The organism is Peteryoungia algae (assembly GCF_030369675.1).
Classification (GTDB): Bacteria; Pseudomonadota; Alphaproteobacteria; order Rhizobiales; family Rhizobiaceae; genus Allorhizobium; species Allorhizobium algae.
The window spans coordinates 2,415,388-2,435,126 of sequence record NZ_CP128477.1 but is presented as its reverse complement, the minus strand read 5'-3'; the positions used below and the strand labels follow the sequence as shown (position 1 = coordinate 2,435,126).

The following is a 19,739-nucleotide window of genomic DNA, read 5'->3' as shown; positions in this document are numbered from 1 at the left end:
AGGATACACTATGAGAAAGATACTACTCGCAACGACAGCAATGGCATTCGCCGTTTCCGGAGCCGCTCCGGCCTTCGCCGAATTCAACGAGCGCACCATTCGCGTCTCGAACGGCATCAATGCCGACCATCCGGTCGGCAACGGAATTGAAGCCATGCAGAAATGCCTGGATGACAAGTCCGGCGGCAAGCTGAAGCTGCAGGCTTTCTGGGGCGGTGCCCTCGGCGGCGACCTTCAGGCAACGCAGGCCCTGCGTTCCGGCGTTCAGGAAGCCGTGGTGACATCGTCATCGCCGCTGGTCGGCATCGAGCCGGCGCTCGGCGTCTTCGATCTGCCGTTCCTCTTCGCCAACGCCCAGGAAGCCTACACGGTGCTGGACGGCGACTTCGGCACGATGATGAACGAGAAAATGGCGGCCGTCGGCCTGGTCAATCTGGGTTACTGGGAAAACGGCTTCCGCAACCTTTCCAACTCGGTTCGTCCGGTGACGAAGTGGGAAGACTTCGAGGGCATGAAGGTTCGCGTCATGCAGAACAACATCTTCCTCGACACTTTCCAGAACCTCGGCGCCAATGCAACGCCAATGGCGTTCGGTGAAGTGTTCTCGGCGCTCGAGACCAAGACCATCGATGCGCAGGAAAACCCCTATGTGACGATCGACACCTCGAAGTTCTTCGAAGTGCAGAAGTATGTCACGGAGACCAACCACGCCTACACGCCGTTCCTGTTCCTCTTCTCCAAGGCGATCTTCGACACCTACACGCCGGAAGAGCAGGCAGCCTTGCGTGAATGCGCGACGGTCGGCCGTGACGTCGAGCGCAGTGTCATCGCCGACCTCAACAAGCAGTCCCTCGAGAAGATCAAGGCTGCCGGCCTTGAAGTGAACGCGCTGTCAGACGAGGAACAGGCACGTATTCGCGAAAAGTCGATGGTGGTCTACGAGAAGCACAAGGACGCGATTGGCGCTGACGTAGTCGACAGCATCATGGCTCAGCTCGCCGAAATCCGGAAGTAAAACCTCCCTGGTCGTGGCTCTCCTTAAGGAGCCGCACCAGAAAGAGCCCGCAGCGGACATTCCGCTGCGGGCTTTTTCATTGCTATTCCGGGATGGCGGGCAGAACCTTGTCCCTCTTCTTCAATTGCTGTTCACGGAAGAAGATGAAAAGGCCGGACCCGACGATCAGCGATGCGCCCACCAGCATGGTCAGCCGGGGGACTTCGTTGAAGAAGGCGTATCCGAACACCACGGCCCACAGCAGAAGCGTGTACTGCAGCGGAGCGACCGTCGCTGCGTCCGAAATCTTCAGCGCCCGGTTGACCAGCATATGCGCACTCATCGCGACGATGCCGAGCAGGCCAAGCAGAAGCACTTCCGTCCCGGAATTGAGCGGAGCCCAGCCAAAGGGGGCAGCGATCAGTCCGACAACGGCCGCGCCGCCTGTCTGAAACAGCACCAGGGTCTTGTCGGGTGTGCCCCTGAGGCTGCGCCCGGTGAGCATCATGAGTGCGAAGGCGGCCGTGCCGATGATGGAAATCAATGCTGGTGCCGTGAACATTGCACTCGACGGTTCGAGCGTGATGACGACACCGATAAAGCCTACGGCAATTGCGCCCCAACGCCGCCAGCCGACCTTTTCACCCAAGAGGAATGGCGCTGCCGCAGCCACGTAGATCGGGGCCGCCAGCCAGTACGTCATGACATCGGCAAGCGGCAGGTACATGACCGCATAGTAGAAGCAGAACAGCTCGAGGGTCGAGAAGACGACCCGCATCAGCTGCAGTCCCGGTCTCTCCGCCTCGACGACCGGTTTGAGGCCGGCCATCCAGAGGAAGGGCGCAAGGATGAGCAGAGCCGCGATACTCCGGATCAGAATGACCTGCCCGATGCCATAACTCGCGACGAGCCACTTTCCCATGGCGTCGTTCATGGCGAAGAGCAGCATACCGAGCAGCATGACGGCCGGGCCTGCCATGCCGGCAAAACGCAAGGCGCTTTGCCCGCGGTCATCAGTCGTGCGCATCGTCATCACTCCTCCCAAGTCGATCCCAGCCGGGTTTCATTTTTGTCATGTTGCCTGACAAATTTGATTGTTTTCTCCGATCATTCGAAAATTGGCAAGTCGGAAACGAGGCTGTCGCTGCACTTCGCGAGCAGGAGCTGAGGCAGCTTTCATCAAGTCCATGGCCTGAAGCCGTCTTGTCGCGAAGAGCGATCTGAGTCTGGCATCCCGACCGCGCCTGAGATCGTCAGCACCATCGATGTTCTCTCCCCGCAATCGACGTCGACGAGGCGACGAACTCACTTACCATCACCGCAATTCTCGCCAAACCGACCGCTGCTCAGATGAAAACGCCGTTCAAAGGGTATTGAGGCCGGGCAGACGCTGAAATTTTCAAGGCTGGGGGCAAGTTGGGTGCTGTTTTTCCAACGCGTGGAATCTTTAGAATACCAATCTAGTCGTGATTATTGACCTCGGCCCAATTATGACGAAAATGTGTCGATATAAGCCGGGGCCAATGAATGGCCGGGCGTCGTCGGAGACTGCCATGTCAGATGCGATCGCAAAGATTTTCGGTGAATCCAAATCCACACACTCACTCGACATCTGTCGGCAGCGAGTGGCAATGGCGGCCGTTGCGATCTCGATCCTGTTCCTGGCCGCTCTGGTCGTTACGCTCTGACGGCGCACGGAACCTGGCAATTCCTGCTTGCCAGAAGCGTCGCGTAGGCGGCCAGGCATTCCCAATGTTGTGCCCGTGATAGGTCGCTGGACGCGGACCGGCTGTTCTCACGGCGTGCCGATGCGAGAGAGCGGGCGTTCGTTCCCGCTCTGCCTGCAAGCCTCGGTATATCCGACGGGTTATTTCCGAATGATGACCCAGATCGCGTGGATGATGCCCGGCAGGTAGCCGAAGAGCGTCAGCAAAATGTTCAGCCAGAAGTGCAGTCCGATGCCCACCTGGAGGAAAACGCCGACCGGCGGCAGGAGGATTGCGAGAAGAATGCGAACGACGTCCATGGAAACTCCGATTGGGTTTGTGTCGCCCGTATAACGCGGTACAGGCTGGATCGTTCGACCAAGATAAAGCCATAGCTAGAGAAAGTTCTGCTGCGCCTCGAACACGGACGTGCCCGGGCCTGCGACCCGGGCACGTCTTCTTTCGTCGTTCTCCCGACGCGTTTATTGTTATTCCTCGCGCTGGCCCGTCAGGCTCAGCAACAGCTGGAACAGGTTGACGAAGTTGAGGTAGAGCGACAGCGCACCAAAGACGGCGAGCTTCTGCTGGCTCTCCTGGTCGACGTTCTCGGCATACTGTTCCTTGATGTTCTGTGTATCCCAGGCGGTCAGGCCGACGAAGACGACAACGCCAATGACGGAGATCGCAAACTGCAGGGCGCTTGAGCCCAGGAACATGTTGACGACCGAGGCGATGATGACGCCGATCAGACCCATGACCAGGAAGGAGCCGAACTTCGAGAGGTCACGCTTGGTCGTGTAGCCGTAGAGGCTCATCGTGCCGAACATGGTGGCGGTGATGAAGAAGGTGCGGGCGATCGAGGTTCCGGTGAAGACCAGGAACACGGATGACAGCGACAGACCCATCACGGCCGCAAACGCCCAGAAGGCCATCTGCGCGGTGGCGGCTGACATGGCGTGGATGCGGAATGAGAAAAAGAAGACGAAGGCAAGCGGTGCCAGCATCACGACCCACTTCAGCGGGGTCGAGAAGATCGGCACATAGAGAGCCGGTGTCTGGCTGACGAAGAAGGCGACGATGCCGGTGATGACCAGCCCGAGGCCCATATAGTTGTAGACGCGCAGCATGTGCTTGCGCAGACCTTCGTCGAAGAGTGCAGCGGACTGGGCCTGAGCGCCGTAGCCGAAGCGGTTCTGGATGGGATCCATAGTCAGTTTCCTCCTTGGGATCAGTAAAGGGTGCGGGCAAGCTTGCGGGCCTGTTCGGCCAGCTTGTCCGCGTTTTCAGTTTCGGAGATCAGCGCGTAGGCTACCTCGCCGATCTGCCAGTAGGCGGCGTTGGTCTGACCCTCCTGCTTCAGCAGCACCTGCTGAACAGAAAAATTGCCAGGCCGGACGGCAAAAAGGGACATCCTTTCACCGGATTGGGGCTCGACTTCGAGCTCAACGCTCGGGCCATAGGTCGAGGGAAAAACCTGCGCATCCCGCACGGACCATTCCGTCGGCATGGCAGGAAGCACGATCGCTGTCGCCGCTCGGATTTCTGCGGGATCGAAGCGGCCTGCCTCGATTTGCGATGGCATCTGCTTGCGCAGTTCCGCCGTTTGGTGGGCGCGCATGGCTTCTTCGACAAATTGCGGCGGCGGAACCGAGGCCACCACCTCGCCGATGCTGCCGGGGTCGATCCAGCCATGGGCGACCCAGCCGGCGCCGACGAGCAGAGCGACGGCCGCCGCACGACGCATCACGTCGACGGTCCGGGGGCGGTTCATGGCGTTTTCGAGGACCCGTGCCGCATCGCGTGTCTCCTGGCGCACCGCTGTCGGCATGCCCGCCAATGCCAGACGCAATTCATCACGGACCCGGAGATCTGCCATGACCTTGGCAGCGATGGATGGGTTCTCCGACAGATAGGCTTCGACCTCGATGCGACGACCGACATCCAGCTGGTCGTCGACATAGGCGTGCAGGTCGGCCTCGATCACGGGGTCATGGCTGGTCATCGGGGTTTCCTCCAACAATTCTAAGGTGGGAAACGGGGTTCGCATCCTCGCCGCCTTCCATGGCCCGAAGCCGGGCACGGGCACGCGATATGCGGGACATCAGCGTTCCCACGGGTATGTGCAGGACATCAGCCGCCTCCTGATAGGAAAGCTCTTCGATGGCCACGAGATGCAGTGCTTCGCGCTGCTCTTCCGGCAGGGCGAGAAAGGCGTCTCGCACCTGTGAGAGGCGCACGGTGTGTTCCTGTCCTGCTGGAGTCACCGTCTCGGACAGCTCGCGGGCTGCGTCGTGACGGCGATTGACAGAACGGTCGCGGCGGAGCCGGTCGATATGGGTATTGTGCAGGATCGACATCAGCCAGTTGCGGATGCTGCCGTCACTCCTGAAGGTCGACCTGCGCTCCAGCGCCCGTACGAGGGCGTCATGAACCAGATCTTCCGCCTCGTCCGGATTTCTGACGAGCGAACGGGCGTAGCGTCGCAGGGCTGCGAGCTGGCCGATCACGTTGAACGGGTTCGAATTCGTCGTCATGCTCCAGTATACGGAGCTGGACGTGATGCTATTCCATCCTCAGCCAATTTTTTTCGCACATGGTTTCGGAGGACGGGCGCCGAGCAGGCTCCGGTCAGTGGTCTGGACAAGATTGCCGGCGGCGACGATTGCAAGTTCATACCTGTGACGAAGACATTGTAGCTACTTGGGTGGGGTTCATCAGCGGTCTCATGACGTTCTTGCTTTGCTGCCATAGGCAGCGACTGTTCTCCAGATTCAAAAATTAGCGGGGTTCTCAAAGGTGAACCCGGAACCATGAAGGTTCGGCGCATGTTTCTCCTGTCCCAGGAACGGAGATATCCCATGAGCGAAGAGAGCGAGAAGCCGCGCGAGCACCGGGCGGAGAAAGACAAGTCCAAGGCTGAGGGCATGCCGGCCGCCGGCCCCCATGACAAGCCGGAGCTTCAGGATCCCATGAAGACACCGGGAACGGGGTCGCTGCCCAAAGTCGGCTCCCGCGGTACCGATGTGGGTCCCGATTGAGCAGCCATCACTGCAACGCAAAAGGCCGGCGAAAACGCCGGCCTTCTGATGTGTCTCGTACGCACGTGATCAGATGTTCTCGGCGACGGCTTCGTGGGCGAGACGTTCTTCCTCTGCCCGTTCCTCGCGATTGTATTTAATGGAGGACCAGAGCGAGATACCGATGAGGGCCGCGCCACCAAGGCCGGTGATCACTTCCGGGATATGGAAGAGAGTCTGGACATACATGATCACGGAGAGGATCAGGATGGCGTAGAATGCTCCATGTTCGAGATAGCGGTACTCGGCCAGCGTGCCCCTCTCCACCAGCATGATGGTCATCGAGCGCACATACATGGCGCCGATGCCGAGGCCGATCGCGATGATGAACAAGTTCTGCGTCAGCGCGAAGGCGCCGATGACGCCATCGAACGAGAAGCTGGCGTCGAGTACTTCAAGGTAGATGAAGGCGCCGAGGCCACCCTTGGCCGCTTCACTCATGGTCTTCTGCGAGGCGTCAAGCAGGCCCCCCAGCACTTCGACGGCCAGGAAGGTCACGAGCCCGTAAATGGCCGAATAGACGAAGGTCGTCGCTTCTTCGCCGTCGAGAAGGTAGGAGAACAACAGGATCAGGAGCAAGACGAGCGCAATCTCGATACCCTTGATGGAGGCCGAGCGTGCCATGTGCTTCTCGAGCCACTCGATCCAGTGCACATCCTTTTCATGGTTGAAGAAATAGGTGAGGCCAACCATCATCAGGAAGGTGCCGCCGAAGGCCGCGATCGGAAGATGCGCATCGTTCATGATGCGAGCGTATTCGGCCGGCTCGCGAGCTGCCAGAATGATCGCCTCGATCGGGCCGATCTGGGCGGCAATGACCACAATCAGCAGCGGGAAGACGATGCGCATGCCGAATACGGCGATGATGATGCCCCAGGTCAGGAAGCGATGCTGCCAGACCGGTGTCATGTCCTTGAGTTTGTTGGCGTTGACAATCGCGTTGTCAAAGGAGAGCGAAATCTCGAGGACGGCCAGAACCGCGCAGATGAAGAAGACAGTCGCCATGCCGCCCAAGGTGCCGGTCGATTGCCAGCCGAGGACGCCGCCGAGGATGAGGCCAATGACCGTGACGATGAAGGCCCAGCGGAAATAACCGAGGGTGGACTTTGCGCCCGTTGCTGATGAAGTGCTCATGAGCGGACCTCCAGGCGAAAGGAGGTGGCAAGAGTCGAGATGCGAAGTGCCCTGCACGCCTTCGCATGAAGCATGATCCAAGTGTTCATTGTTTTAGAATCCGCCGGCTCAAATTGCTGGCGGTACCGACATCACGAGAGCGCCGTAAACTCTCGCCAGAGGGGCCCGGCACCAGGTTTGGACGCGGTGATGCTGAAACCACGGCGCCTCACGTTCTTGTTAACGAACATTGCTCAAAGGTCAAGATTTAACGCGGGGAGGGCGGCGCGGTGGATCTGGTGGGCAAAGTCAGCGCAACGTCTCAACGGGGCCCCGCCTCGGACCAGAAGGAGGACTTGATGATGGACGGCGATCCGGAGCTGGATCTAGGGCGTTTCCTCGCTGCACAGGCAGAGGGCTATGCGCAAGCGCTCAAGGAGTTGCGGAGCGGGCAAAAGCGTAGCCACTGGATGTGGTACATTTTTCCGCAACTCGAGGGCCTTGGGAATTCCGCGACAGCGCGGCACTTTGCGCTCCGCTCGGCAGATGAGGCACGTGCCTACCTCGCGCACCCCTTGCTCGGCAAAGGGTTGGTGGAGGCGACGGAAGCTGTTCTCGCCCATGCGGACCGCCGCCTGGTGGAGATATTCGGTCATCCCGACGATCTGAAATTTCGGTCGTCCATGACCTTGTTTGCGGCCGTGGCTCTCAACGAGGAAGGCGCGATTTTTCGTCGGGCACTGGATGTCTTCTGCGATGGTGTTCCCGATGCCATCACCCTGAGGCTGCTCGGCGACTAGGCGGCTGCAACACGCACAGTCGGACGGACCGCCAGAGTGTTGCTGACGGTGCATATCGCTTCAGCCCGGTGTGCAAGCGCCACGCGCTGATCGTGATCCAGGGCGCCGTCGATGGCCAGCTCGACTGTGAAACCGGCAAAGCGCAGTGGCTCATCTGCGGCCTTCTCTCCGCTGACGCTCGCTGTGACCCTTTCGACGACCTCATGCAGCCCCATTTCGCGCGCCGCGATCCGCGCACTCATGCTCATGCAGGCGGCAAGTGAGGCGAGGAGGAGATCCAGCGGGTTGAAGCCTGGCTGGGAAGGGCCTGTGACGACGTCGAGTTCGCCGCCGGTGGCCGATCGAATGGCAGGATAGCCCGTCTTGCCCAGCGTTGCCGTCGCACCGATCGGCCGGCTTCTCAGATCTGCCATTGCGGTCCCCGTTCTGCGGAAAAAGCAAAATAGAGACCCGGTCCATGCGGTGCAAGCAGCGTCAGATGCTGCTGCCGATCCGGGCCGTACCCGTCTGGCCGTTGTCACGGATCCATTTCAGTTTCTTGTCGCCGGTTCGCAGGAGTTCGAAGCACATGGGCGCACCCTTGTACCAGCTGGTGAACTGCTGACAGAGTTTGTCGCCGGCGATCCACCAACGCCCCTTGTCGTTCGGTTTGGCGAACCGACCGAGCCCGAGTGCCTCACCGGAACCATCGACCTGACCGTTGGTGCGATAGTTCAGCGGGAACTCGCCGCCCAGGGGCACGGCAAGGTAAATGCGTTTGCCGATGATTTCGCCTTTGATGTCACTGGCGGTGAAGCGCTCATTGGCCAAACCAGGGGAAGCCGACAAGGCGAACGTCATGAACATGATCAATCCGGCGCGGAAGCTGCTGGTCATAACGAAGATCTCCCATTTGAAAGACTATATGACTGTCTACGGCGGGTATATTCGTTTGGATCACGGCCAGATTTGCGGGATACTCAGTTCCTGATGAAGACGTTGACCGTCGCGGCTCTTCCCTCCGCATCGATGACCGTCAGGGTCGACTGGCCTGCACCCAAGGGCCTCCATTCGCCGGTTCGCCTGCGGGTGGATTCCGACATTGGCTTGCCGTCTACCAGCCAACGGAAGGGTGCGCGGCCTGCCTGCATTTTCATGACGACGGGCAGTGCTTCACCATCGGGTCCCTTGCCGAGTTCCAGAATGGAGCCTTCGAGCGGATAGATGATCCGGGGTGGACGCTCGCGCGCTGAAACGGAGATCAGGCCGTTTGAATCGATCGAGAAGCGGCGCAGCGACTGGGGCAGTTCGGAGGCTGGGATGCGATTGGCCCCTGTCGGGGCGCGGGGCAAGGCCGTTCCGGCGAGGCCGGATTTGGCGAATGCCTCGAACAGGATCGGTGCCGCAGTCTTGTAGCCCGAAATGCCGGGGACTGCCGCATTGTCCGGACGGCCGATCCAGACGCCGAGCACATAGCGGCCATCGTAGCCGACAGACCAGGCATCGCGATAGCCGTAGCTGGTGCCGGTCTTGTAGGCGATGCCTGCGGGAGGGCTGCCCATCGGGGGAAGAACGGCGCCCAGCGCATCGGCGACAGTCCAGGCGGCTGCCGGTTCGAAGAGCGGCTGTTCATCGATCAGGCCGGCCATGTCGCGAACGCCGTCGCCGAGCCGTACGGGTTGTTCGCGGTTCGCGAGGCCCGCATAGAGCTGTACGAGATCCTTCAGCGTGATGCCTGCACCGCCGAGCGCAATGGCCAGGCCCGGGGCTTCATTCGGCGGCAGCTTCAACCTGATGCCGGCGTGACGCAGTCGGACCATCAGGCGCGAGGGGCCAACAGCGTCGAGAAGCCGGACTGCCGGGACGTTCAGCGACAATTGCAGCGCTTCACGGATGCTGACATCGCCCTGGTATTGCATGTCGAAGTTCTTCGGGCGATAGCCGAAGAAATCGGCCGGCCGGTCCTCGACGATGGTCTCCTGCGCAACGAGACCCTGTTCGAAGGCGATGCCGTAGATGAAGGGCTTCAACGCGGAGCCCGGCGAGCGCTCGGCGCGTGTCATGTCTATCCATCCGGAGCGCGACGCGTCGAAATAGTCGGCGGCGCCCACCTCTGCGACGATCTCGCCGGTCGTGGAATCCGCCATCAGCAGGGCGAGGGAGACCTTGGGATCGAGCTTGCGGCCGGCTTCGAATGCTACCTTTTCAAGTCTCTCCTGTACCGGGCGCAGGATGGTGGTCTGGTGAAGCCTGACGTCGGGCGCTTTCCGCCTGGCTGCCTCCGCCAGATGCGGCGCAAGGGCTGGCAGTTGCCGGCGTGCGGTCGGCAGCGCCGCGTTGAGCGCCAGCGCGACTTCGGCGGGGTCGACGACCTCTGACTCCCGTACCCGTTCCAGGACCCGTTTGCGTGCTTCCAGCGCATTGTCGCGGTAGCGATCCGGCCGGCGTCGTTCTGGCAATTGCGGCAAGGCCACGAGCAGGGCTGCCTCTGCCGTCGATAGCCGTTTCGGCTCCTTGCCGAACCAGGCGAGGCTTGCGGCGCGCACGCCTTCGAGATTGCCGCCATAGGGTGCGTGGGTGAGATAGAGGTTGAGGATCTCTGTCTTGGACAAACGCCGTTCGATCTGAATCGCACGGGCGATCTGAACGAGCTTTGCCGTCAGCGAGCGTTCGCGGCGCGGTTCGATCAGTCGCGCGACCTGCATCGAGAGCGTCGAGGCGCCCGAGACGATACGACCGTTTGCGGCGAGCTGCCAGGCGGCCCGTCCGAGCGCGAGCATGTCCACACCGGAATGGCTTTCGTAGCGCCGGTCCTCATAGGCAATGAGCATCCGCAGCAGATTGGGGTCGACGTCGGCGACGGTCGTTTCGAGGCGCCAGAGGCCCTCCCGAATGGCGAAGGCACGCAGGAGCTGGCCGTCGCGATCGAGGATTTCTGTCGAAACGTCCCGCGCTGCCTCAAGCGGGGGAGGGTATGTCCTATCGGCCCAATAGAGCAACGAGAGAGAGGCGGTTGCCAAAACGGCAGCCGCCCCGAAGCTGATCCCGATGCGCCGGAGGCGGCCCATCAGGGTGCGGTGGAGACCGTCATCGCGCCGGCTGCCGTGCGCGCCGACAGTTGCGGGCGATACATGTCTTCGACACTCGCAGCCGGCAGGTCGTACGTGCCGGGGGTGACGGCGCGGACGACATAGGCCAGTGTCATTGTTCCGTTCTCGCCTTCTCCGCGGCTGATGGCGGCGACGAAGCGATCGCTGCGGAACTCAAGATGGGCAGTCTCGGTTTGGCCGATCCATTCGAAGTTCGCCAAGGCAGCGCTGTCGACCAGGCTCGGATTGTCGATCTCGAACCCCGCGGGCAAGAGATCGCTCACAAGAAGCTGGGCCGGCCAGTCATCTCCCTTTGTGACTTCCAGCACCACGACGTAACGCTCGTTCTGGATCACCTCGGTGATGTTCGCTTCTTCGCCGGTCAGGCTGTAGTAAGTCTTGGTGATCTCGAAGCCTTCGCCGCCTGCCGCTGGCGGCAGAACAGGAGCAGCAACGGTCGTGATCGCGGCGCTCACCGGATCAAGACCGGTATTGGTCAGCGTCAGCGGTGTCTGCAGGAGTGCATCACCCGGGATCGTTGCGGCATAGGCGCCCCTCTTTCCCGTGCCATTCACCTCCAGTGTCAGCTCCTCGTCATCCTGCTGGAGCGCTCGGGCAGCGAGAAGCATCCAGGTCTGCTCCTGTGTGCTCAGCGTCTGCCTGGATTTCCATTCGTCCGCGACGACCTTGGCGAGGATCGGCACGACAGGCGGCACCGGGCGGCTTTCGGCGGCGAGGGCGAGAACGCCGGCCGCATCCCGCAGTGCCGAACCATAGTCGGAGCGGGAGAAGCTCACCGGGGTCAGACGGGCCTGTTCGCTCATGCCGGCTGCATCGAGGAAGACGGCATTGGCGCGCTCGCTGTCGCCATAAAGCGACAGTGCGGCGGCCAGATGCGCCTTCGACAGCGGTGTCGGGAAGTCTGGCAGCATCGTATCTGCATAGTAGCGCAGATCACTCAGCGAGGCCTTGCGACTGCGCGAAAGCACGTAGAGCGCATAGGCGATCTCGTTGCCGCGTGTCCTGATGTCATTGTCATAGGCGATGCGGTTCTGCAGGTTCTGCAGCGCCTGGACCAGGGCTTCTTCCGGTACGTCGAACTTCTGCTCGCGGGCGCGCGTCAGGAAGTCGGTCACATAGGCGTCGAGCCAGAGGCTTTCGGAGCCCGGCGCCCAGAGGCCGAAGGATCCGCTCGACGACTGGTAGGCCAGCACCCGAAGGATGCCGTCCTGCACACGCTTGTTGATCCCCTCGTCTTCCGGCAGGCCGGACAGCTTGGCCAGCTCATCGAAATAGAGAAGCGGCAGCGCGCGGCTCGTCGTCTGTTCGGCGCAGCCATAGGGGTAGCGGTCCAGCGCCATCAGCAGGCTCGGGATGTCAAGGCCATCGGCGCGGGCGACATTGAGGCTGACCGAGGCACCCTGCAGGAGGCTGTCTGCGAGCAGGTCTCCATCGACGGTCAGGCTCTTTCCCGGTGCCAGCGCAATGACCTGTCGCTCTGTGATCGGCAGTGTCGACGGACGCACGGGCAGGTCGAGCGACTGGCTGACCGCGATGCCGTCTGCTCCCGTCAGGGCAATGTCGATTGTGCCATCGCCGGGTGCGTTCGCTGTCAGCGGTAGGGTGACGGTCGTGGTTTCCCCTGATGTCAGTTCGATCTGCTGGCTTTCGGCGCCGCCAATGCTGACCGGGTCATTGCCGGTGACAGCGAGTGTGTAGGTGCCGGAGGGGGCGTCGGTCGCGGCAATATCGAGACGAAGGTTGCTCTCGTCATTGGGCGCGAGGAATTTTGGCAGGCTTGCGGTGACAACGACCGGATCGCGGATGATCACGTCGGCCTCACTGTGGCCGACGCCGGTCTTCGACCATGCCCATGCCATCACACGCGCAGTGCCGTTGAATTGCGGGATGTCGAAGGAGATCGTGGCCTTGCCATCCGGATCGAGCTTTACGGGGCCGGAGAAGAAAGCAACCAGCTTTTCACGCGGCGGGTTGCCCTGAAGGGCGACCTGTCCGCCGTCACCCCCGGTGCGCAAGCGTCCGGTGGCGCCCAGCGAGCCATCGATCAGGCGTCCATAGAGGTCGCGCAATTCGAGGCCCAGCCGGCGCTGGCCGAAATAATGGGTTTCGGGATCCGGCGTCTCATATCGGGTGAGGTTGAGAATGCCGACATCGACGGCTGCCACCATCACATAGGCTTCGTCGCCAACTCCCGCGCCGGCCACTTCGACGGGGATTTCGAGCGGCTGTCGCGGCAGGGTCCTTTCCGGCGGGGAAAGCTTGATGGCCAGCTTGTCGGCACCGGGATCGACGGCAAGCCACGCAATGCCGATCGCACGCGCCGGCATGCGGCTCTCCTCGGCATCACCCGGACGGAAGAGGGTCGCGCTCACATAGACGCCAGCACCGAAGTCCGCGGAGACGGGGATTTCGATTTCCGTGCCGGTGGCGAGAACTTCGGCAACTTGCGTTGAGACCAGGGCATCCGTGCCCGAGGTGACGATCACCTGGCCGGCAAAGCGCGGTGAGATCCTGAGCTTTGCGGTGTCGCCGACCTGATAGGAGGCCTTGTCGAGGCCGATTTCGAGTGCGTCCGGTGTCTCCGTGGAGCCTACAGTGACGAACCAGCCGGCATCGAAATCGACGCTGGTGACGGCATCGCCCTGCTCGACCTCGAGGCGGTGACTACCCCACGTCACGGGGACGGAAAGTGGGGTGCCTTCGGCTACAATGTCGATCATGCCGTCGGCCAGCAGCTTGGTCGTGGTGATCGGCTCGTAGCGCCAGGAGGAGCCGTCGCGGTACCACTGGTAGTTCCGCTCCAACTTGATCAGTTTCCAGCGCGCAGCCGGCAGCGCCTGACGCTCACCATCGGGGCCAAGCGCGATCAGGTTGAAGGCAGCGTTCGAGTTTTCAGCGAGATCACCTTCGAATTCCGCTTTGATGCCGATGACAGGACCGTCCGGTGTGACGGGCATGGTCAGTTTGCGCTCCACGGCACGGCCACCGCCTTCGCGCAGACGCAGCGCCACATCGGCGTTGAGAAGGCGCGTGGTGGAGGGCAAGTCCGTGAGGGATACATCGATGGTGGCCAGGCCATCATCATCCAGCACGCCCAGACCTTCGAGCGGCAGGCGCACATCCTCGATGCCTTCCTCGTCCGCGAGGCCGAAGCTGTAGCGGGGGAAGTCGGGATGGCTCGTTGTCGGGCGGATCACGACTTCGCCTTCGAGCGTCAGTCCGGCTGCCGGCGCGCCATAGAGGTAGCGGCCATCGGCGGAGACGGTCACGGGCTCTTCCGGCGAGATCGCCTCGGCCTCGCTTGAGAGCTTCAGGTCGAGCCGGTCGGGCACGAAGTCGTCGACCAGGAAGGTCGACTGGGCGATCGCCGATTTCTTCGGGTCGGTGTGTATCGCCACCGTCCAGGTGCCGCGCATGGCATTGGCAAGGATGGGCAGATCGACGGAATAACCGCCCAGCGTTTCGCTGGTCACGGCCATGCGGCGGAATTCGACGCCATCCGGTCGCGAAAACAGGAAGGTCAGCGGCAGTCCGGAAATGGCGTCGGCATTGGTGTCGCGGGCGAGGGCTGCAACATGCACGGTCTCGCCGGGACGGTAGATGCCCCGCTCGGTCCAGGCCAGGATATCGACCGGGCCCGGTGCCGGACGACCGGTGACACCGCGGTCGGAGAGGTCGAAGCCGGCCCGGGTCATGTCGAGGAAGACGTTGTCGTCGGCGCCACTGCGGGCAGCAATCACCGCTGGCGCCAGGGCTGCGCCGCCGCGCACGAGACCGGCATCGAAGCGTGCGCGGCCTTCGGCATCGGTCGTGGCGGTGGCGAGGATCTCGTTGTTCTTGGCAATCAACTGCAGCTCGATGTTGGCGAGTGGGCTGGCCGATGCCAGCGAGCGGGCAAAGACGTGAAGACCGTCGGTGCCGGCAAAGGTCGAGAGGCCGATGTCCGAGATGACGAACCATTGTGTCGCGCGGCTGTCCCAGTTCTCGGTGACGGAGGTTGGCGAGACGGCGGTCAGCACATAGATGCCGGGCTTGCGCGTGGGCAGCGCTTCCTGCAGCGGAATGCTGGTGACGACTTCCCTGTTCTGCTCGTTGGCGATGTCGAGGGAACCTTGCCAGACGAGTTCGCCGATCTCGTCCTTCACGCGGCCGGCAGTGTAGCCGTCCATCTGGGTGAGGAATTGCGAGGCGGCGAGGAGCGGGGCAATGTTGCGGTCACCGATCCGGTAGAGTTCGAGGTTGGCGCTATCGGCGTTCACCGAAACGAGCGGAATGCCCTGACGGGCGGAGGAAGGCAGGACGAAACTGTCACCGGTGAAGCGTACGCTGGAGCTGCGGTCGCGGACATAGACTTCGAGCTCGACCGGCGCTTCCAAGTTTTCGTCGACGGAGGAGGGCAGGCCAGCGCGGAGGGCGAGCCGATAGCGGCCGCCATGCTCCAGCCCTTCCACGCAGACCTGGTTGTTCTTCGCTTCGAGTGCCTTTGGTGTCTTGCCGTCCAGGGTGACGAAGGAGGTGTAGTCGACACCACGCTTGACCAGCGGTTCGGAGAACTCGACGCAGGCGCGCGGAGAGGCGCTGTCGGAATCGACCGTGTTGCTCACGACGCGGAAACCCTGGCGGGAACGGAGATCCTTGAGGGCCGCTCCGACTTCTTCATTCGACGCGAGTTCGAGGCTCGCCTTGTAGGCGCTAAGCGCCGGGCGCCAGTTCTCGCTGTTTTCCAGCGATTTCGCGAGGGTGGCGAGCGCTTCGGCGCGGGACGCTGAGCCGCGGGTCAGCAGATAGCCGTTGATCGCGGCCATCGCGCCTTCGTTGGCCATGCCGTAATTGTTGGCGACTGTATTGGCCATGCGGGCCATTTCCAGCCAGAGCGCCGGGTCGTTGGCGTCCATGGAGAGGGCGCCCTTCATCGAGACGATTGCGAAATCAATGTTGCCGCTCGTGAAGGCGGCACGGGCGGACCCGATCAGCGCGTCACGGCCCCATCCATCCTGTTCAGGGGCGATCGCGAGACGGTCCCGCTGATTGCGGGCTTCCGACTTCAGATACTCGGAGACAAATGTCAGGGCGGGCGGGGCGCCGATATCGGGCTCTGCCGTCTGCAGGACGATGCGGCCCGCTATGGCTCCGGGGAAACTGTTCAGCTGGTCGTAGTCGGTTTTGAGAAAACACCAGTTCACCTTCGGATTGAAGGTAAAGGCGCGGCAGGCGGCATCGCCGATGCAGCTCGCTTCGCATTCGTCGAGAGAGACGTTCTTCTCGGTTCGCAGATCAAAGCCGAAATAGTCGGCATCATCGACCCGCTCGATCGTTCTCAAGTCCTGAGCCGACACCGGGGGAGAGAGTGGAACGAGCGCCAGCGCGAATGTGAGCAACGCCGAAAAGCGGTTCTTGAACATAGTCCCCTCCGAGCCTGATCATGGCTTTCGAAGGTTAGTCTTCGCTGATGACATGGGGTTGTCAATGCGCACGCGACACATCCCGCGAGTCATTTCTGGGTGCACCTCAATCCCTTTCGAGGCGTTGCTGGCTGAAGCTTCTCGCCTGATCGAGGATCCAGGTCGAGAAGGTGCTGGCCGGCCCATAGGCCATCTTCGAAAGCGGGCGCACGAGGTAGTAAGCGCTCGAACTCTTGATCTCGTGATCCCAGGCGCGGACAAGCTGTCCGCCCGACAGTTCCGGTTCGATGAGGAAGGTCGGGACGAGGGCAATGCCGAGGCCCGCATGACAGGCTTGGACGACGTTGGAGAATTGTTCGAAGCGCATGCCGCCGCCTCGGCCCTCACTGATGCCCAGACTTGAAAACCAATGCTCCCAAGCCCTTGGGCGGGACGCCATGTCGAAAAGCGGCTTGGACAACAGGTCGGCCGGGCGGGAGACCGGATTGGCGGCGAGAAAGGCCGGGCTGCAGACCGGCGCCACGATTTCATGCATCAGAAACTGGCAATCGGTGCCGGGCCAATTTGGTTCGCCGATGTGGATGGCCGCATCAAGCCCCGACCCCTCGAAGTCGAACTGGCCAATGCGGGTGGCGAAGTCCATGATGATGGCCGGATTCTTCGACAGGAAATCGGGGATGCGCGGCATCAGCCAGCGGGTGCCGAAGGTCGGAAGGATCGCGAGACGCAGATGCGTATCGTCGCGGGTTGCCATGGCTTCGAGCGAGAGAGTCCGGATTGTCGCCAGCGCATCGCCGATACCCTTGGCATAGGTCCGGCCGATGGGTGTGAGTTCGACGCCGCGGTTCGTGCGCTCGAAGAGCCTGACGCCAAGCTGCTCCTCGAGAAGCCCGATCTGGCGGCTGATGGCGCCCTGGGTCAGGGCCAATTCATTGGCGGCGGCCGAAAAGCTGCCGAGCTTGGCCACGGAATCAAAGGCGGCGAGGGCGCTGGTAGAGGGCAGGAAGCGACGCTGGTGTGTGAGCATGCGCTATGATTAGACCTAATAGCAACATGAGTAAACATGGCTTGAATTATGCTCAGTCATGAGCAATCTGAGAGAACGAAACAATGGATGAGACCGATGAGCGAGATGCGACCTTTTTCCTGGAGTGATCCTTTCCTGATGTCCGAGGTCCTGAGCGAGGACGAGCGGATGATCCAGGATGCCGCTGCGGCATTTGCCAGGGCGGAGCTCGCGCCACGCGTCTCAGACGCCTATCTCGGCGAGACGGTCGAGCCGGAGCTTTTCCGTCTCATGGGTCAGGCTGGCCTGCTCGGCGTCACCTTGCCGGAAAAATACGGTGCTGCGGGTGCCAACTATGTTTCCTACGGCCTCGTGGCCCGTGAGATCGAGCGCATTGACAGCGGCTATCGATCGATGATGAGCGTGCAGTCGTCGCTGGTCATCTATCCGATCTATGCCTATGGCTCGGAAGAGCAGAAGGACAAGTATCTGCCGGGTCTCGTCTCGGGTGAACTCATCGGCTGCTTCGGCCTGACCGAACCCGATGCCGGCTCGGATCCGGGCGGGATGAAGACGCGCGCCGAGAAGATCGAGGGCGGTTACCGGCTGCGCGGCGCCAAGATGTGGATCTCCAATTCTCCGATCGCCGATGTCTTCGTCGTCTGGGCGAAGTCCGAGGCACATGGCGGGGAGATCCGCGGCTTCATTCTCGAAAAGGGCATGAAGGGACTTTCCGCACCCAAGATCGGTGGCAAACTTTCCCTGCGCGCGTCGGTCACCGGCGAAATCGTCATGGATGGCGTCGAAGTCGGCGAGGATGCGCTGCTGCCGAACGTATCGGGCCTCAAGGGTCCTTTCGGCTGCCTCAACCGTGCGCGCTACGGAATCTCCTGGGGTGTTCTCGGGGCTGCCGAAGACTGCTGGCACCGCGCCCGCCAGTATGGCCTCGACCGCAAGCAGTTCGGCAAGCCGCTCGCCGGCACCCAGCTCTTCCAGAAAAAGCTTGCCGACATGCAGACCGAGATCGCGCTCGGACTGCTGGGATCCCTGCGAGTGGGTCGCCTGATGGACGAACACCAGTTCGCCCCGGAAATGATCTCCATCGTCAAGCGCAACAATTGCGGCAAGGCCCTGGATATCGCGCGCGTCGCCCGGGACATGCATGGCGGCAACGGTATTCAGATCGAGTATCACGTCATGCGCCATGCGCAGAACCTGGAGACCGTCAACACTTATGAAGGCACGCATGATGTGCATGCCCTCATCCTGGGACGTGCCCAGACCGGCATCCAGGCCTTCTTCTGATCCAGCTTCAGAGGCCGCACAGTCTGGCGCCATTGAAATTTTTGGACCTCGGCGCTGTCGCAGTTTTGCGCCAGCGCCGAGGTTGCAGCGTTTCAGCACAAACATTCATATCCTTGTGGCCTCGTAGAAACACGTGCAGAAGCCCTGCGATTTGCTTTATGCTGATGTAAGGCGATTCCGGCTCGAAGGAGCGGGATGGGGGTGCAGGGCACTCCCAGCCGATTGTGGAGGAGGCGCCATGTATGCTCTGACAGTACTCGACTCTGCTGCATTGATGGCGTTTCGCAGCGAGCATCCCTGGCTCCACTTCCCGGACACGATCACTGAAGTCTCAGTCTATTTCGATGATAATGGCGGGCCAACGCGGCTGACAGCGCTTTCTGCCGGGTCGAACGGTCAGGTCGTGCCCGCCGATGCCAACACCTTCGGCGTTGATACGATCCTCAGTCTGATCCGCTATGCCCCTCAGGGCAGAGTTCTCAACGAGGCGTCCCCCCAGGAGCGCAGTATCTGGGCCTTGCTCGAAGCATTGCCTATTGCGGATGGTTCACGCGCCGTTGAAGCCGTCGAAGCCGAGCGGGCAGAAAAGCTGCAGCAGGCCTATGCGAATTTGCGCTCAATTGCACTCGGCAAGCTGCAGGCTCTGCTTGCCGACGCTCGCAGCTCACAGGAGACCCAACGGCTGTCGAGTGCCATCGCGGCACTGCCGGTCCAGTTGGAGAGCGTCGACGACACGCATAAGCCGCAGTTTCTGGAAGTGGATCTCTGGCGCTTCGTCGCTGTTCTCCGGGACGAGTTGGTCATGCCGGCCGACTACGAGATCGCGCCGGTGAACGAGGACAAGCTGGTCTCTCGGGAGGTCATGGAGCAGGCTGAAATGACCGCCCTTTCGGGCCCCGTTGTCCAGGCGCTCTTCGAGCTTTCGCCCGTCGCCTTCTCGATTTCCACCATCGGGCAGAAAAGCTCGCGCTATGTCCGTGTCAATCAGGCCTATCTCGAGCTTGTCGGCAAGAGCTGGGACGAAATCCGCGGCAGTGAAATGGTCGCCTCGGGCGTTGTCTTCGGCAGCGAGGCCCGGGCTGAACGCCTCATGCTGCTGGACCGGGACGGTGGATATACCGGGATGCTGGGCGAGATCCGCGATTCGTCCGGAAGCGTCATACCCGTGGTCATCTCCGCCCGGCGCATTTCTGTCGCCGGGCAGCTCTATGATTTCGAAGTTCTCCAGAGAGCCTCGCAGGACTGAG

General features: G+C 61.8%; 17 protein-coding genes. 6 read left to right on the top strand and 11 right to left on the bottom strand.

Going from position 1 to position 19,739, the window contains the following annotated elements; genetic code table 11:
- The first annotated feature begins 10 nt into the window (after positions 1–10).
- Positions 11–1,015 (top strand): TRAP transporter substrate-binding protein, encoded by a 1,005-nt coding sequence (locus tag QTL56_RS11725; RefSeq protein ID WP_229576080.1) that lies wholly within the window; start codon positions 11–13, stop codon positions 1,013–1,015.
- An 82-nt stretch (positions 1,016–1,097) separates the two neighbouring features.
- Here the strand turns inward: QTL56_RS11725 and QTL56_RS11720 are convergent, their stop codons facing one another.
- A complete protein-coding gene (locus tag QTL56_RS11720; RefSeq protein WP_370660284.1) occupies positions 1,098–2,021 on the bottom strand; it encodes a DMT family transporter in 924 nt (307 codons plus the stop codon).
- Between the two features lie 526 nt (positions 2,022–2,547).
- Here QTL56_RS11720 and QTL56_RS11715 point away from each other — a divergent pair.
- Positions 2,548–2,682: a hypothetical protein gene (locus QTL56_RS11715; RefSeq protein ID WP_267499075.1), complete on the top strand. Its 135-nt coding sequence runs from the start codon at positions 2,548–2,550 to the stop codon at positions 2,680–2,682.
- A 179-nt stretch (positions 2,683–2,861) separates the two neighbouring features.
- Here the strand turns inward: QTL56_RS11715 and QTL56_RS11710 are convergent, their stop codons facing one another.
- The 4 genes from QTL56_RS11710 to QTL56_RS11695 all read right to left on the bottom strand — a co-directional run bounded on the left by QTL56_RS11710 (position 2,862) and on the right by QTL56_RS11695 (position 5,234).
- On the bottom strand, positions 2,862–3,020 hold the full coding sequence (locus QTL56_RS11710; RefSeq protein WP_229576078.1) for a YqaE/Pmp3 family membrane protein: 159 nt from the start codon (positions 3,018–3,020) through the stop codon (positions 2,862–2,864).
- Between the two features lie 168 nt (positions 3,021–3,188).
- Positions 3,189–3,908 (bottom strand): Bax inhibitor-1/YccA family protein, encoded by a 720-nt coding sequence (locus tag QTL56_RS11705; protein WP_229576077.1) that lies wholly within the window; start codon positions 3,906–3,908, stop codon positions 3,189–3,191.
- A 20-nt stretch (positions 3,909–3,928) separates the two neighbouring features.
- On the bottom strand, positions 3,929–4,702 hold the full coding sequence (locus QTL56_RS11700; protein WP_229576076.1) for an anti-sigma factor family protein: 774 nt from the start codon (positions 4,700–4,702) through the stop codon (positions 3,929–3,931).
- The gene (locus QTL56_RS11695; protein ID WP_245137835.1) at positions 4,689–5,234 is read right to left on the bottom strand and encodes a sigma-70 family RNA polymerase sigma factor; all 546 of its coding nucleotides are present in this window, start codon (positions 5,232–5,234) and stop codon (positions 4,689–4,691) included. Before QTL56_RS11695 ends, QTL56_RS11700 begins: the two co-directional genes overlap by 14 nt.
- A 324-nt stretch (positions 5,235–5,558) precedes the next feature.
- Here QTL56_RS11695 and QTL56_RS11690 point away from each other — a divergent pair, with 324 nt between their 5' ends.
- A complete protein-coding gene (locus QTL56_RS11690; RefSeq protein ID WP_229576074.1) occupies positions 5,559–5,738 on the top strand; it encodes a hypothetical protein in 180 nt (59 codons plus the stop codon).
- A gap of 69 nt (positions 5,739–5,807) precedes the next feature.
- Here QTL56_RS11690 and QTL56_RS11685 read toward each other — a convergent pair whose 3' ends face one another.
- A complete protein-coding gene (locus QTL56_RS11685; protein ID WP_229576073.1) occupies positions 5,808–6,911 on the bottom strand; it encodes a DUF475 domain-containing protein in 1,104 nt (367 codons plus the stop codon).
- Positions 6,912–7,249: 338 nt separating this feature from the next.
- On the opposite strand from QTL56_RS11685, the gene QTL56_RS11680 reads away from it, so the two are divergent.
- Positions 7,250–7,690: a DUF1810 domain-containing protein gene (locus QTL56_RS11680; protein WP_245137834.1), complete on the top strand. Its 441-nt coding sequence runs from the start codon at positions 7,250–7,252 to the stop codon at positions 7,688–7,690.
- On the opposite strand, the gene QTL56_RS11675 is transcribed toward QTL56_RS11680, so the two are convergent.
- From QTL56_RS11675 to QTL56_RS11655, 5 genes are all read right to left on the bottom strand, one after another.
- Positions 7,687–8,103: an OsmC family protein gene (locus tag QTL56_RS11675; RefSeq protein ID WP_245137833.1), complete on the bottom strand. Its 417-nt coding sequence runs from the start codon at positions 8,101–8,103 to the stop codon at positions 7,687–7,689. The genes QTL56_RS11680 and QTL56_RS11675 overlap by 4 nt on opposite strands.
- Before the next feature lie 61 nt (positions 8,104–8,164).
- Positions 8,165–8,566: a hypothetical protein gene (locus QTL56_RS11670; protein WP_370660283.1), complete on the bottom strand. Its 402-nt coding sequence runs from the start codon at positions 8,564–8,566 to the stop codon at positions 8,165–8,167.
- Between the two features lie 83 nt (positions 8,567–8,649).
- Positions 8,650–10,737 (bottom strand): penicillin-binding protein 1C, encoded by a 2,088-nt coding sequence (pbpC, locus tag QTL56_RS11665; RefSeq protein ID WP_245137832.1) that lies wholly within the window; start codon positions 10,735–10,737, stop codon positions 8,650–8,652.
- Positions 10,737–16,181 (bottom strand): alpha-2-macroglobulin family protein, encoded by a 5,445-nt coding sequence (locus QTL56_RS11660; protein WP_245137831.1) that lies wholly within the window; start codon positions 16,179–16,181, stop codon positions 10,737–10,739. The genes pbpC and QTL56_RS11660 overlap by 1 nt, the downstream gene beginning before the upstream one ends.
- A 106-nt stretch (positions 16,182–16,287) precedes the next feature.
- Positions 16,288–17,208 carry a LysR family transcriptional regulator gene (locus QTL56_RS11655; RefSeq protein ID WP_245137830.1) on the bottom strand — a complete coding sequence of 307 codons (921 nt, stop codon included), beginning with the start codon at positions 17,206–17,208 and terminating at the stop codon, positions 16,288–16,290.
- Between the two features lie 96 nt (positions 17,209–17,304).
- Here QTL56_RS11655 and QTL56_RS11650 point away from each other — a divergent pair, with 96 nt between their 5' ends.
- Both QTL56_RS11650 and QTL56_RS11645 read left to right on the top strand, forming a co-directional pair.
- Positions 17,305–18,492: an acyl-CoA dehydrogenase gene (locus tag QTL56_RS11650; RefSeq protein WP_245137829.1), complete on the top strand. Its 1,188-nt coding sequence runs from the start codon at positions 17,305–17,307 to the stop codon at positions 18,490–18,492.
- 238 nt (positions 18,493–18,730) lie between these two features.
- A complete protein-coding gene (locus QTL56_RS11645; protein ID WP_229576067.1) occupies positions 18,731–19,738 on the top strand; it encodes a PAS domain-containing protein in 1,008 nt (335 codons plus the stop codon).
- The last annotated feature ends 1 nt before the right edge of the window (position 19,739 follow it).